Annotated in this window: 9 protein-coding genes; 4 read left to right on the top strand and 5 right to left on the bottom strand. The window is 35.3% G+C overall.

Annotated features, from left to right (window positions below; all coding sequences use genetic code 11):
* Positions 1–66: 66 nt before the first annotated feature.
* Positions 67–507, top strand: a complete 441-nt coding sequence (locus tag Q7C23_RS13215) for a MarR family winged helix-turn-helix transcriptional regulator (protein WP_375032966.1) — start codon at positions 67–69, stop codon at positions 505–507.
* A gap of 3 nt (positions 508–510) precedes the next feature.
* The gene (locus Q7C23_RS13210) at positions 511–1,842 is read left to right on the top strand and encodes a S41 family peptidase (protein WP_375032965.1); all 1,332 of its coding nucleotides are present in this window, start codon (positions 511–513) and stop codon (positions 1,840–1,842) included.
* Between the two features lie 104 nt (positions 1,843–1,946).
* Here the strand turns inward: Q7C23_RS13210 and Q7C23_RS13205 are convergent, their stop codons facing one another.
* From Q7C23_RS13205 to Q7C23_RS13195, 3 genes are all read right to left on the bottom strand, one after another.
* Positions 1,947–2,693, bottom strand: a complete 747-nt coding sequence (locus tag Q7C23_RS13205; RefSeq protein ID WP_375032964.1) for a succinate dehydrogenase/fumarate reductase iron-sulfur subunit — start codon at positions 2,691–2,693, stop codon at positions 1,947–1,949.
* A gap of 102 nt (positions 2,694–2,795) precedes the next feature.
* Positions 2,796–4,706 (bottom strand): fumarate reductase/succinate dehydrogenase flavoprotein subunit, encoded by a 1,911-nt coding sequence (locus tag Q7C23_RS13200; protein WP_375032963.1) that lies wholly within the window; start codon positions 4,704–4,706, stop codon positions 2,796–2,798.
* 176 nt (positions 4,707–4,882) lie between these two features.
* Positions 4,883–5,254, bottom strand: a complete 372-nt coding sequence (locus Q7C23_RS13195; RefSeq protein ID WP_194655811.1) for a helix-turn-helix domain-containing protein — start codon at positions 5,252–5,254, stop codon at positions 4,883–4,885.
* 107 nt (positions 5,255–5,361) lie between these two features.
* Between Q7C23_RS13195 and Q7C23_RS13190 the strand changes: the two genes are divergently transcribed.
* Positions 5,362–5,973, top strand: a complete 612-nt coding sequence (locus tag Q7C23_RS13190; protein WP_375032962.1) for an FMN-dependent NADH-azoreductase — start codon at positions 5,362–5,364, stop codon at positions 5,971–5,973.
* 63 nt (positions 5,974–6,036) lie between these two features.
* Here Q7C23_RS13190 and Q7C23_RS13185 read toward each other — a convergent pair whose 3' ends face one another.
* Both Q7C23_RS13185 and Q7C23_RS13180 read right to left on the bottom strand, forming a co-directional pair.
* The gene (locus Q7C23_RS13185) at positions 6,037–7,317 is read right to left on the bottom strand and encodes an acetyl-CoA C-acetyltransferase (protein WP_375032961.1); all 1,281 of its coding nucleotides are present in this window, start codon (positions 7,315–7,317) and stop codon (positions 6,037–6,039) included.
* 118 nt (positions 7,318–7,435) lie between these two features.
* Positions 7,436–11,386 carry a two-component regulator propeller domain-containing protein gene (locus tag Q7C23_RS13180; protein ID WP_375032960.1) on the bottom strand — a complete coding sequence of 1,317 codons (3,951 nt, stop codon included), beginning with the start codon at positions 11,384–11,386 and terminating at the stop codon, positions 7,436–7,438.
* A 392-nt stretch (positions 11,387–11,778) separates the two neighbouring features.
* On the opposite strand from Q7C23_RS13180, the gene Q7C23_RS13175 reads away from it, so the two are divergent.
* Positions 11,779–14,787, top strand: a complete 3,009-nt coding sequence (locus Q7C23_RS13175) for a SusC/RagA family TonB-linked outer membrane protein (protein ID WP_375032959.1) — start codon at positions 11,779–11,781, stop codon at positions 14,785–14,787.
* The last annotated feature ends 16 nt before the right edge of the window (positions 14,788–14,803 follow it).

Below are 14,803 nucleotides of genomic sequence, written 5' to 3'. Positions count from 1 at the left end.
GTTTGATATATCAAATAAATAATTATATTTGATATATCAAATAGATTTATAGCTAAGTGACTTAATATGCAAAAGAAAACTCCAACCGGAACCGTACTTTATACGATAGAGCAGGCGATAAAAGAATACAGGAAAATTTGTCAAAAAAACATACAAAAGGTTGTAAATGATATTACAGTCGATCAATGTTTAGTATTAATTATCTTAAATGATAACGCAGGAATACCTCAAATAGAAATAGCAAAATTAATTTTCAAAGACAATGCTTCCATTACAAGAATAATAGAGCTCATGGTTCAAAAAGATTATTTGACTAGAGAAGTAGATGCATCAGACAAAAGAAAATCTAAGCTTTTATTAACTGAGAAAGGTCAAAAGACGATTGTTCTATTAACTCCTGTTTTTAAACTCAATCGGGAAACAGCACTTAGTGGATTAACTCTCGACGAAATTACATTGCTTGACAAACTACTTCATAAAATAATTTCAAACTGTAAAACTTCATAAAAAATGAAAAACATTATAACTTTAGCACTACTGCTATTATCAATTTGTACCTACTCGCAAAAAGACTCCACTACAAAGGATGTTACTTTAAATGAGATGCAAAAAAAGCAAATTATTGATTCGCTTGCCAAAGAACTTCAGGAGTTTTACATAAGACCAAATGCGATTTCGGATATAAACAAAAAACTAAATGAGAATTATAAAAAGGGAATCTATAAAAATATCACAAGTCCAACTGAATTTGCTTCTAAACTTACAACTGACCTTTTAGAATTTAGTAAAGATTTGCACTTTAGAGTAATGTATGACCCGGAATGGGCAGCAGATCAACAGAAAAAAGGGAATAAAGAGATACAACAAAAAATTAAAGCTCAAGAATTAACTGAGGCAAAAAAGAGAAATTTTGGCTTTCAGCAAACACGAATTCTCGAAGGAAACATTGGCTATTTAGAGTTTGATTATTTTGAGGATCCTGCAATAGCAAGTGAAACCGCCGCCGCTGCTATGCATTTTTTTGAGAATACAGATGCTTTAATAATAGATTTGCGTAAAAATAATGGGGGCGCTATGGAAATGGGCCAATTTATAAGCAGCTATTTTTATTCTGGTAAGGAATTACCTCTATACAAATATTATTACTATGAAAAAGGCAGAAAAAAAATAGAGCGCGAAATGTGGCTTTTGCCATCTGTTCCGGGTAAACGCCTTGCTGATATCGATATTTATATTTTAACAAGCAATTCTACTTTTTCTGCTGCAGAATGGATGAGTTATTCACTGCAGAACTTAAAACGTGTTACTATTGTAGGTGAAAAAACAGCCGGAGGAGCTCATCCTATTGATCGAAAAGTTTTACCAAACGGGTTTTCTATAAATATACCTTTTGGAGAGGTTAAAGACCCTATTACTAATCAGGATTTTGAGGGAAAAGGAGTGATGCCAGATGTTTTATGTAAAAGTGAAGAAGCTGTAAATAGGTCTCATTTGCTGGCTTTGCAAAATCTGTCATTAAAAAATAAAGATTCGGTAGGCAACAATCTTGATTGGTTTATTCCAGTTGTTAAAAACAGACAAAAACCTTTAAGTGTTGATCCTGCAATTTTAAAGTCGTATCAGGGTAAATTTGGAAAATCTGAGCTTTTATACGAAGACAGTAAGTTGTATTACAGATGGAACAATATCGTTACTCTTTTATTGATTCCTTTAGAGCAAAACTTATTTACGTTTGATGGGGATAGTGATTTCCGCATTAAAATTGTTTCAGAAAAAAACGAAATCACAGGCATTAAGAGAATTTATCAAGACGGGCAGGAAAGGCTGTATAAAAAAGATTAAGACAGAGCACAGTTTGTGCAACTGAAAAAAATCGAACTTTTATTAGATGTAATAAGGCAGTAATTTTTAAAGTTCTATTTTCATAAAATTTTAAATGTTACTGCTTATTTTTTAAAAATCAAAGCTTTAGTGTATTCGGCATTCATTTTTGCAATTGAGAGAATAGAAATTCCCTGAGGGCATTCGATTTCGCAGGCTCTGGTGTCAGAACAATTTCCAAAACCTTCTGCATCCATTTGCTGTACCATAGTTAAAACCCTTTTTGAGGCTTCAATTTTTCCTTGTGGAAGCAAAGCTAAATGGGTGATTTTAGCGCCAACAAATAAAGCGGCACTTGCATTTTTGCAGGTCGCTACACAGGCTCCGCAACCAATACAAGCGGCAGCATCAAAAGAAGCTTCGGCGGTTTCATAGGAGATAGGAATACTATTAGCTTCTGGTGCCTGACCGGTTGAAGCTCCGATAAATCCTCCAGCTGTGATGATTTTATCAAAAGCACTTCTGTTGATTTTTAAATCTCTGAGTACAGGGAAAGCTTTTGCACGAAAGGGTTCGATATAGATTGTGTCGCCATCTTTAAAACTTCTCATATGAAGCTGGCAGGTTGTAGTGTTTTTTAAAGGTCCATGTGCTCGTCCGTCAATCATAACACCACATTGCCCACAAATACCTTCTCTGCAGTCGTGATCAAATTCGATGACACGTTCTTTTTTTTGAATCAGGGATTCGTTCAAAAGATCTAGCATTTCAAGGAAAGACATATGCTCTGAAACGTTGTCTATTTCATAATCTACCATTTCTCCTTTGGAAGAAGTATCAAATTGTCGCCATATTTTAAGGTATAGTTTCATAGCTAATTATTAATTATAAATTGTTAATTATGAATTGCTTGTAAGTTGTAAAATGGAGCCTTATGGATTGTTAATTAGTAATTTAAAATTAACAATTCACAATTACTTATAGCTTCGCACAGCAAGTTCAACGGATTCAAATACAAGTGGTTCCTTGTGAAGTTCAGGCGGCTGTTCTTTTCCTTTCCATTCCCAGGCCGAGACATAACAAAAATCGGCGTCGTTACGAACCGCTTCACCATCGGGAGTCTGATATTCTTCCCTGAAATGGGCACCGCAGGATTCTTCGCGCTGTAGGGCATCATGGCACATTAATTCGGCTAATTCTATATAATCGGCAATTCTTCCGGCTTTTTCTAATTCGCTGTTGAGTTTGTCATCGCCGGTAATTAGTAAGTCTTTTTCAAATGAAGCCTTCAGTATTTTAATTTCCTCAAGCGCTTCTTCGAGTTTTTCTTTGCTTCTTGAAAGACCACATTTTTCGTATAATAAACGTCCAATTTTTTTATGAAAATAGTCGGTTGAAAGTGTTCCTTTACTGCTCAAAAACCGGTTTAATTGTGATTGTACTGTTTTTTCAGCTTCTTCAAAAGCAGGATGGGAGGTATCAATTTTTGGAGCATTTAATTCTCCGGATAAATAATTCGGAATCGTGTAAGGTGCTATAAAATAGCCATCAACACAAGCCTGAAGTAAGGAATTTGCTCCGAGACGATTAGCGCCGTGATCTGCAAAATTGGCTTCTCCCAATGCAAATAACCCCGGAATAGTAGTCATCAATTCGTAATCAACCCAAAGTCCGCCCATCGTAAAATGTGCTGATGGTGAAATCAGCATTGGTTCTTTATAAGCGTTGATTCCGGTGATTTTTTCATACATCGCAAAGAGATTGCTGTATTTGGCTTCTATTTTATCTTTTCCCTGCGCTTTAATAGCATCTGAGAAATCAAGATAAATGGCATTTTTCATTGGTCCGACGCCATGTCCGGCATCGATTTGTTCTTTTGCGGCTCTTGATGAAATATCTCTTGGTGCCAGATTTCCAAAAGAAGGATATTTGCGTTCCAGATAATAATCGCGCTCTTCTTCCGGAATTGTATTTGGATTTCGGTCGTCAGCGGCTTTTTTTGGAACCCAGATTCGGCCGTCATTTCTTAAAGATTCCGACATTAAAGTCAGTTTCGATTGGTTTTCTCCATGTTGGGGAAGTGAAGTAGGGTGGAACTGAATCCAGCTTACACCAGCCATAAAAGCGCCTTTTTTATGTGCTCGCCAAATAGCAGAGCTGTTACAGCCCATTGCCAATGTAGAAAGATAATATACTTTTCCATACCCTCCCGAAGCCAATACAACCGCATCTGCCGCATGGCGTTCAATCGCTCCAGTTTCCAGATTTCTCGCAATTATTCCTTTTGCTTTTCCATCAATAACCACTAATTCAAGCATTTCGTGACGCGTATTCAAATCAACTTTTCCCAAAGAAACCTGACGTAATAATGCCTGGTACGCACCCAGCAAAAGTTGTTGTCCAGTTTGTCCGCGCGCATAAAAGGTTCTTGAAACCTGAACACCTCCGAAAGATCTATTGTTCAAATAGCCGGCATATTCTCTGGCAAAGGGTACGCCTTGCGCTACAGCATGATCGATAAGATGTGCGGAACATTCTGCCAAACGGTAAACATTAGCTTCTCTGGATCTGAAATCGCCGCCCTTAATAGTGTCATAAAACATTCGGAACGTACTGTCGCCGTCATTTTTGTAGTTTTTAGCCGCATTAACGCCGCCTTGTGCTGCTACGGAATGGGCTCTTCTGGCAGAATCCTGAAAACAAAATGATTTGACATTATAACCTTGTTCAGCCAAAGAAGCCGCACAGGAAGCTCCGGCAAGTCCTGTTCCAACGATAATAATGTTTAGTTTTTTTCTGTTGGCCGGATTTACAAGTTTTGCTTTTGCCTTGTAATGGCTCCATTTTTCAGCTAGTGGACCTTCGGGTATTTTTGAGTCAATCATTTTTATTGGATTTAAAATGAATTCATACAAAACTTCTAAAAAACTGTGTCAGTTTTTTGGTACACTAATTTAAGATAAAATATTGATTTTCGTGGAAATTAAAAGAAACTATTATTGATCTGGTTCTTTTGATTAACCAAATGAAAATTTTGCTTTTGATAAGAAAAAAACAAAAGCTATTTACCAATAATTTCTTTTCGATGCAATGTTCCCCATTCATTTAATGCTCCAATAACATCGTATAAAGTGTGGCTGTGAGCTGTTCTGGCATATTCAACAGTTGGTGGGAAAGTATCATAAACCGTTCTGGTAACCAATTTATTTATCTCCAGATCTTTAAGTTCTTTAGAAAGCATTTTGTCTGTAATACCGTTTATGTCTTTAGAGATTTCCTTAAATCGTTTGGGCCTGTTTGATAAGGCAATCAAAATGGGCAATTTCCATCGGCCGCTTAAAACTTCCAATGCATCTCTCACAGGCAGCAATGCTGCCAGACATTCTTCTGGTTCTCCACACAACTCTTTTTTTAATTCGCTCTTTGTTTTCATATTTATCCTGTTACTATCCTCAAGGATAGCGCTATCCTTGAGGATAGTACTATAAAAGAGATAGCAAATGTATATAAGTTTGTATCGCAAACAAAATAAATATAATCATGAGCAAAAGAATTCTGAATATAGTAACAAGCATCAAAGGAGATGCTTCGTTTAGTAATAAATTATCCAATGCCATTTTGGAAAAATTAAAAGTGGAACATAATGAAATTAAGGTGCAAACACTTGATCTTTCTAAAACACCATTGCCATACCTGACTGACCTGCATGTAAGTGCAATTTATCTACCTGCAGAACTTCATACAGAAGCACAAAAAGACGCTCTAAAATATTCAGATGCGGCAGTAAAAGATCTTTTAGAAGCCGATATTATTGTAATTGGTGTACCACTTTATAATTTTGGAATTCCGGCCGTATTAAAAGGCTGGATTGATCAGGTGGCAAGGGCAGGGAAGACTTTCAGTTATGATGAAAATGGGCCAAAAGGATTATTAACGGATAAAAAAGTGTTTTTATCTATTGCTTCCGGAGCTATATTTTCTGAAGGACCGTATAAAAGCTATGATTTTTCAGAATCGTATTTACGCACGGTATTAGGCTTTTTAGGTATTACGGATGTAACGACTTTCAGAGTTGAGGGAACTGCAATTCCTGATTTTGCGGAAAATGCTTTACCAAAAGCTTTGGCTAGTGTTGAAGAATTTGCATTTTAAATTCAAAATGAAAACCTAACAGTACCGAGGCTTCGGGACTGTTAGGTTTGATTATCAAAGTTATTATTTCTCAATAATCATTGTAATTCCTTGTCCACCAGCGGCACAAATTGAAATAAATCCTCTTCCAGAACCTTTTTCGTTTAATAATTTTGCCATAACACCAATGATTCTGCCACCTGTTGCCGCGAACGGATGAGCGGCTGCCAAACTGCTTCCTTTTACATTCAGTTTTGTTCTGTCGATAGCGCCAAGAGGTTTTTTTAAACCTATTTTTGCACTTAACTCCGGGCTTTCCCAAATTTTTAAAGTGGCTAAAACCTGTGCAGCAAAAGCTTCGTGAATTTCATAAAAATCAAAATCCTGTAGATTTAATCCGGCTTTTTCCAACATTCTGCTCGCAGCAAATAAAGGCGCTAACAATAGATTTTGCTGATTTTTGACATATTCAATGGCAGCAACTTCAGCAAAAGTGATGTAAGCTAAAATTGGAAGTCCGCGTTCTTTTGCCCATTCTTCGCTGGCTAAAAGTACACATGAAGCGCCGTCTGTTAGCGGTGTTGAATTTCCAGCCGTTAATGTTCCGTTTACTTTATCAAAGGCAGGTTTTAAGGAAGCTAATTTTTCAATTGTACTGTCTTTTCTCAGATTATTGTCTTTGTCTAATCCGTTGAAAGGCGTTATCATATCATCAAAAAAGCCTTCCTCATAGGCTTTTACCATATTCAAATGACTTTTAAGCGCCAGATTATCCTGATCTTCTCTTGCTATTTTATAATGTTTAGCCGTGATTTCAGTATGGCCGCCCATGGAAAGTCCGGTTTGTGATTCTTCATTTCGGGGAACCAAAGGCGTTAAATCGGCCGGACGAAGTTTCAAAAACGTTTTGATTTTTTCTCCCAATGATTTCGCTTGTCGGGCGTTCAGCAGAATTTTTCTAAGTTTTTCACTAACTGCAATCGGCATATCGCTGATGGAATCAACTCCGCCGGCAATTCCGGATTCTATTTGGCCCAAAGCAATTTTATTGGCGATGTAAATAGCACTTTCTATTCCTGTATCGCACGCTTGCTGTAAATCGCAGGCAGGAGTGGCAGGATCGAGAGATGTTTTCATCACACATTCCCGAATCAGGTTACTGTCGTAAACATGTTTAATTACAGCACCACCAACTACTTCGCCTAATAATTGCCCTTTTAGGTTGTATTTATCAATAAGTCCGTTTAAAGCTGCAGTCATCATTTCCTGATTTCCAACATTCGCGTAAGCGGTATTAGCCCTTGCAAACGGAATTCGGTTATAACCTACAATGGCTACTTTTCTTATTGTATTGCTATTATTCATCTTTAGAACTGGTTTTGTTTTGAAGATTAAAGGTAATTAGAAAATGTGGCAATTAGATAATGATATTGGTGTTAATAATTATCTAATTGACACATTGGCACATTGACCTATTGGCACATCACTTATTCATCGCGATATAATCTGAAGGGGACATCGAAAAGTGCTTTTGAAAATTCCTTCCAAAGCTTGTTTGTGATTTATAACCCACCATTTCGGCGATTTCATACATTTTGTAGTTTTCATTCAATAGTAATTCTGCAGCTCTTTTTAAACGCACAATATTGATCAGTTCATTCGGGCTCAGGTTTGAAATATCTTTGATTTTTCGATATAAAGTAGAACGGCTCATGTTCATTATCTCTGCTAAAGATTCCACGCTTAAGTCAGGATCTGTAATGTTTTTCAAAATTTCGTCATCCAGTTTTTTAAGGAATTTTTCGTCTGTTTTATTGTGCGCAATACTTTTGATGTGCGAAAGCGGAGAACTCGCATAATAGTTCATAATCTGCTTTCTGTTTTCAATAAGATTATTGACCTGGACCTTTAAATAATCCATTGAGAATGGTTTTGCGATATAAGCATCGGCACCCACTTCTAAACCATCAATTTGTGACTTCAGGGAGTTTTTAGCCGTCAATAAAATCACTGGAATATGACTGGTTTCAAGATTTGTTTTAATCTCTTTGCACATCGTAATTCCGTCCATAACCGGCATGGAGACATCGCTGATAACGAGCTGAATATTTTGGTTATGAATGATTTTTATGGCGCTTTCACCATTATCTGCTTTCAAAATAGTGTAAGTTGAAGACAGTTCAGAAGTAATAAAATTTAATAAATCTTCATTGTCTTCCACCACTAAAATTTGTGCTTTTTCATTTTTGGATTCTGTTTCAATTTTTTCAATTTTAGTCTGAACCTCTTCTTTTTCAGAATCGGTATACAACATAAACTCTTCTTTTTGATGCAGCGGCACAATCAGTTCAAAAACATTTAGCTCTGAGTCTGGAATCAATTGCAGATTTCCATTGTGTAATTGCGTTAGCGAATGCGCCAATGAAAGCCCAATTCCGGTTCCTGAAGTAGAATCCATGTTATCAACCCTGAAAAAGGGTTCGAAAATTTTGTCTTTCAACTGAAACGGGATCAGATTTCCGTCGTTTTTAACCACCAAAGTCAGTTTTTTATCATCTCTGAATAAAGATATCGAAACCTTGTCTTTAGAGTATTTAATGGCGTTACTAATTAAATTGCTCAGGATTTTTTTAAAGGCTTCCTTATCGACAAAAGCAAAAATGTCCTTTTCTCCTAAATTAAGTTCAAAATTAATTCCTTTTTCTTCAATTAGCGGACTGAATCTTAAATGTAAATTTCGAACCTGAGAGGAGATATTGGCTTCCACGAAAGTGAGTTTTAATCCGCCAATTTCCGATTTTCTAAAATCTAATAATTCATTTACCAATTTCAGTAATCGCGAAGTATTTTTCTTCATGATAGAAAGATTCTGAGGTACTTCCGGCGATTGATGTTCCATCACCAAAAGTTTCTCCAAAGGCCCTTTTATAAGCGTCAAAGGCGTTCTGATTTCGTGCGCTACATTGGTAAAAAAGTCAATTTTAGCCTGATAGATTTCTTTTTCTTTTTCGTCATTCAGATGCTTTATTTTGCGGTTATTTTTAATCTGTGTCAGATTTTGAGAATAACGAATGATGTAGTAAAACGAACCGCAAATCAATAGAAAATAGAAAAAATAGGCGTAGGAACTCGCCCAGAACGGAGGCAGAATTACGATTTTTAGTTTCACTTCTTTACTCCAGACTCCAAAACTGTTTAGTGATTTTACTTTAAAAACATAATCGCCAGGAGCCAGTTCTGTAAAGAAAACTTTATTGTTTCTTTCGAGATACACCCAGTCATTGTTGACGTTCTCCAATTTATACCAATATTCTGTAAGTTCAGGAGCAGTAAAATTTAAAGAGGCAAATTCAAGATTAAACGACGATTGATCATTGTTTAATTCGAGCTCAGCAAGATGCGAAATGGATTGTTTTATAGGCGAATCATTTTCATTGGCGTCAATATCTTTATTATTGATCTGAAGATTCGTAATGAACATGGAAGGTGTATACTTGTTTTTAGTGAAATTCTTCGGATTGAAACTGATCATGCCGTTTAGATTTCCAAAATACATATCTCCATTTGTATCTCTAAAAGCCGAACTATAATTAAACTGATCGCTCAATAATCCATTGGCAGTGGTGTAAATTTTGATTTTTTTATGATTTGGATTAAATTTCACCAAACCTTTAGAAGTGGTTAGCCATAAATTCTTTTCTCCATCCTCTAAAATAGAATAAACGACGCTGCTTGGAAGTCCGTTTTTAGTAGTGAATTTTTTGAATGTTCTTGTTTTCTTATCAAATAAATTCAGACCATTTTCGGTAGCAAACCATAAGTTTTTATGGCTGTCTTCAAAAATCGAATTGATGGAATTATTGCTAATGCCATCCGGATTTTTATAATCATATATAAAAACCTCTTTTTTATGTGTTTTAGAATTGTAAAAAAATAAACCATCTCTGTAACTTCCTGCCCAGTAATTCCCATCACTATCTTCTTTAAAAATAGTATAGTGGGTGGTTTCGGGAAACATTTTTAAGATATCAAAATTGTCATTTTGTTCATTATAACGGTAAATTCCCATCGTAGTAACGACTATTAAATCTTTATTTTTTGTTTCACCAAACGAAAAAATAAAATTACTTTTCAAACCTGTTGAAGGATCATTAGCACTGTAATGCTTGATAACTAAACCCGATTTTCTATCTAAAACATCTAATCCATGCTCAAAAGTTCCTACCCAGATTTTATCCTTTCTGGGTAATAAAGCGTGAATATTATAATAAGAAACGCTGCTTTTGCTTCCGTTTGGTAAATAGGAAGTAAATTTTCCTGTTTTAGGATTAAAACGGTTTAAACCGGCATCTTCAGTACCAATCCAAAAATCGCCTGCGTCATCTTTGTGAATTTCTCTAACAGCGCTTCCTGTTATGGAATTTTGATTCTTCTGCGGAAAATATTTCTTGAATTGTGTGTATTGTTTTTGATGGTAGTTGATTCCTCCGAAATAAGTACCAATCCAGATTCCGTTTTCTTTATCAATTGTAATAGAGTAAGCCGCATTGTCTGAAATGGCATACGGATCATTATAGTTTTTTTTGAGGTTAACGCTCGTTTTTGTTTTTAGATTATAAACGTAAACACCGGATTCGCTGGCAATCCAAAGTTCTTCATTTCCCTTTTTTCTAAACTGACGTACAAAAACAGGCTCTTTGGTGCTGAATTTCAAATCAGAAGTCGTTTTGTTTTTTCTATTATATAGTAGTACCCCGTGATCCTGTGTTCCAATCAGAATATTTTCATTGTCTAAAGCATAAATTGTGGTGATTCTGAAATTGGTTTTATTGGAAGGAGGTGTTAAAGCGATATTTTCAAACGACAAACTTTCCTCAGAATAATGATATATTTTGTTTAAGGAAGAAGCCCAGATTTCGCCTTTTGAATCTCTTGCAATTGAGGTTGCCACAAAATATTTGTTAGGACTAAAAGTTTTGGTTTCTTTTTTGGATGGTGCGTATTTGTACAATATATTGCCTGAAATAAACCAAATATTTCCCTTTTGATCATGATTTATATCGTTGATTCTGTCATTTATAGCTTCGTTCAAAACTGTAAAATGATCTGTTTTTTTATCGTACTGATACAAACCTTTATCTGTTCCTACCCAAATATTCCCGTTATAGGCGTGTAACGATTGAACATAATTGCTTCCAAGACTGTGAATTGGATCGTTTTGACTTCTATACGTTTTAAAATGATAGCCGTCGAACCTATTTAAACCATCTTTAGTTCCAAACCACATAAAACCGTCTTCATCCTGAATAGAGGTGATAACAGTGTTATTTGAAAGTCCTTCTTCAACCTGAAAATGTTTAAAATAATATTCCTGTGCGTGAATAAAATTTGTTGAAAAAGTTAAAAAAAATAGTAAAAGAAAGAATTTACGCATTGTTATAATTTTTATTTGAAAAACAGGCTTCAGCAAATCGTCTCAATCTTATTCCAAATGTTGCACGAATTTTATTTTTAGTCAAAATTGATACAATTTGAATCATTTGAGAGAGATATTGACACAAATGAATCATTTTATTTTGAATTAAAATCATCTACTTTGAATTTTCAAATAAATCATATTGATAATTTTTAAGCAAAAAAAATATGCTATCAATAAAATAAAGTTTGAAAAAATACATCATTAATAATTTAACAGAAAAATGAACCAATTCTTATTAAAGAACAATATTAATTATTTTTTTGTTCGCATCCCGGACGATTAAAATTTTTAATATGACTTTACAAAACCAACCAAAAAAATGAAAAACTATCTAAAATGAAAAATCAATGAAAACAAAGTTCACTCAAATTTTAAAGCAGAGATATTACCTCTTGTTTTTCTTTAGTTTATTATTACAGCAAACGTATGCGCAGGAGCAGATTACGATTACAGGTACAGTTACTTCTGAAACTGGAGATCCGATTCCTTTCGCGAATGTTTTAATAAAAAACACAAAAAATGGTGTTGCCACCGACTTTGACGGAAAATATTCTATTGCAGCCAAATCAAACCAAACCTTGATTTTTAGCTCACAAGGATACAAAACCATAGAAAAGGCTATTAACAATCAAACGACTGTAAATGCTTCTTTAACCGAAGATGCAATGAAACTGGACGAGATTGTTGTGGTAGGTTATGGTTCACAGCAGAAAAAAGATCTTACAGGGGCAGTTTCACTAGTCAAAGCGGATGAAATCACGAAAAGACAGGTTACAACTGTTGCTGACGGATTGCAAGGCTTAGTTACAGGTGTTAAAGTTCGTGGTGGTGGACGCCCGGGACAGGAAGCCAATATTGAAATTCGTGGTTTAAAAAATCTTCAGAGTTCTAATCCATTATATGTAATTGACGGTTTAGTGACAACGGCCAACAGAGATTTTAATCCTAATGATATTGAAAGTATTCAGGTTTTAAAAGATGCATCGGCGGCTGCCATTTATGGGTCAAGAGCTGCAAATGGTGTTATCATTATTACGACCAAAAAAGGTAAAAAAGGACCGCTTCAGGTTGAAGTTTCGGCAAAAACAAGTTTTACCACTATGCCAAGATATGATTTAATGGAAACGGAAGAGTTTGCGAAATACAATAATATGGCATACGATAATGCCGGATTTACAAGACAAAACCTAAATATGGCTGTAAATACAGACTGGCAGGATGAAGTTTTTGAAACCGGAATGATTCAGGATTATAATGCCAGTTTTGCAGGTGGTGGAGAAAATTCTACTTTTTTCATGTCGGCTAATTATTTTGGAAATCAGGGAACTGTCGTAGGGACTGATTTTGACAGAATCTCTTTCCGTGTAAATTCAAGTGGTTCAAAAGGAATTTTTAGCATTGGAGAAAACTTAGCGATCAGTAATTCCAAAACAGATGAAATGTCTGGAAATCCAATTATTGATGTATACAGATTAACGCCTACAATTCCGGTTTACGATCCTTCGAACCCTGGAGGATATGGTTACGGAAAGCAAGGTGTTGCAGATACCTTTGGAACAAATCCATTGGCAATTGCAGATTTTGCTAATACTACAAATGAAAATTTTAGAATAAGAGGAAACATTTGGTCAGAAATAAAATTCGCACCCTGGTTGAAATACCGTTTCAATTTTGGATACGAAACCAGCGTTGATTCGTATGAATTTTTAAGAAAAGTTGGAAATTGGTCCTTAAACCAGCCGGTAGATCAATCCTACACAGATCAAAACAGAGGAAGATCGCAAACAATGCTGTATGAAAACACATTGACTTTCAAGAAAGAATTTGGCAAACATGATATTACTATTTTGGCAGGTCAGACTTTTCAAAAAGATACTTATGACCAAATTTACGGGACAAAAAGAAATCTTCCAGTAAATTCAGCAACAGGTGAATATTATACGGTTTTAAATCAAGGAAATTCGCCGGTAGTTGGAGGTTTCATAAATGAAGCAGCTTTGACTTCTTATTTAGGAAGATTAGAGTACAATTATGATAACCGTTATTTATTTAATGCTGTGATTAGACGTGACGGATCATCAAGATTCAGCGATGGCAATAAATGGGGTAATTTCCCGTCGGTTTCTGCAGGATGGAGAATCAGCAATGAATCCTTTTTTAAATCAGAATTCATAAAAGACTTAAAAGTAAGAGCGAGTTACGGAGAATTAGGTTCTGGAAATATTAGAGAATATGAATCTAAAAGTTTTATTAATAATTTCGGACAGGTTGTTTTAGGAGACGGACAAACTTTATATCCTTCTGCAACTCAGGTAAAACTTGCCAATTCTGAATTGCGTTGGGAAAAATTAAAACAAACCAATATAGGGTTAGATCTTGGTGTTTTAAATAATGATTTGCGTTTTACAGCAGATTATTTTATTGCCCGTACAGAAGATGTATTATTTGGTTTCCCGATTTTATTAACAACAGGAAATGATGGAGGAAACCCAATTTCTAATGCTGCAACTGTTGAAAATAAAGGTCTTGAGCTTGAATTGGCGTACAGCAAAAAAATCAATGATTTCTCTTTTAATGCTTCTGTAAACTTCACAAAAGTAAACAACAAATTAGTTGCTTTAGGGAACGGTCAAAATGAAAACATTGTTGGAAACACAATGACCCGCAGCGGAAATCCGGTAGGAATGTGGTATGTACTGCAAACAGACGGCTTATTTCAATCTGCAGAAGAAATTCAGAATTATAAAAATGCAGATGGAAAAGTTATTATGCCAAATGCTTTGCCAGGAGATATTCGCTTTAAAGATGTTAATGGTGATGGAGAAATTACAACTGAAGACAAAGATATCGTTGGAAGCCCATGGCCGGAATTTGAAATGGGGTTAAACGCCGGAGCGGAGTATAAATCTTTTGATTTCTCGATGAACTGGATCGCTTCGCACGGAGCAACTGTTTATAACGGATTTAGAAGTGTTGTAGATCGTTTTGATGACAATAGTAATTACAGAACAGGAATACAACCATGGACACCTGAGAATCCAAACACTGATTTTCCTAGAATTACAAAAGGTTCAACTTTAAACTCAAGAGGAGACAGTGATCGTTTCTTGGAAAGCGGTGACTTTATCAGACTAAAATACATTGGGTTTGGATACAATTTACCTGATAGTGTTTTACAAAAATCAGGAATTACCAGAGCAAGATTAACATTATCTGCACAAAACGTGATTACGATTTCTAAATATAAAGGATTGGATCCTGAGTTCAGCAACAGTAATATTTTTGAGAGAGGTGTTGATAATGGTGCTTTCCCGAACCTTCAGACCTATTCTTTTGGTGTTGAGTTTAGCTTTTAATTTTAAAAAAATAGCA

Origin of the sequence: Flavobacterium sp. LAR06 (genome assembly GCF_041946075.1) — a bacterium.
Lineage (GTDB): Bacteria > Bacteroidota > Bacteroidia > Flavobacteriales > Flavobacteriaceae > Flavobacterium.
The sequence above is the reverse complement of the archived record's forward strand: the minus strand, read 5'-3'. Positions and strand labels throughout refer to the sequence as shown.

Coding starts and splice junctions, on each gene's coding strand:
- Q7C23_RS13215 (WP_375032966.1), top strand. CDS start 67: ATGCAAAAGAAAACTCCAACCGGAACCGTACTTTATACGATAGAGCAG.
- Q7C23_RS13210 (WP_375032965.1), top strand. CDS start 511: ATGAAAAACATTATAACTTTAGCACTACTGCTATTATCAATTTGTACC.
- Q7C23_RS13205 (WP_375032964.1), bottom strand. CDS start 2,693: ATGAAACTATACCTTAAAATATGGCGACAATTTGATACTTCTTCCAAA.
- Q7C23_RS13200 (WP_375032963.1), bottom strand. CDS start 4,706: ATGATTGACTCAAAAATACCCGAAGGTCCACTAGCTGAAAAATGGAGC.
- Q7C23_RS13195 (WP_194655811.1), bottom strand. CDS start 5,254: ATGAAAACAAAGAGCGAATTAAAAAAAGAGTTGTGTGGAGAACCAGAA.
- Q7C23_RS13190 (WP_375032962.1), top strand. CDS start 5,362: ATGAGCAAAAGAATTCTGAATATAGTAACAAGCATCAAAGGAGATGCT.
- Q7C23_RS13185 (WP_375032961.1), bottom strand. CDS start 7,317: ATGAATAATAGCAATACAATAAGAAAAGTAGCCATTGTAGGTTATAAC.
- Q7C23_RS13180 (WP_375032960.1), bottom strand. CDS start 11,386: ATGCGTAAATTCTTTCTTTTACTATTTTTTTTAACTTTTTCAACAAAT.
- Q7C23_RS13175 (WP_375032959.1), top strand. CDS start 11,779: ATGAAAACAAAGTTCACTCAAATTTTAAAGCAGAGATATTACCTCTTG.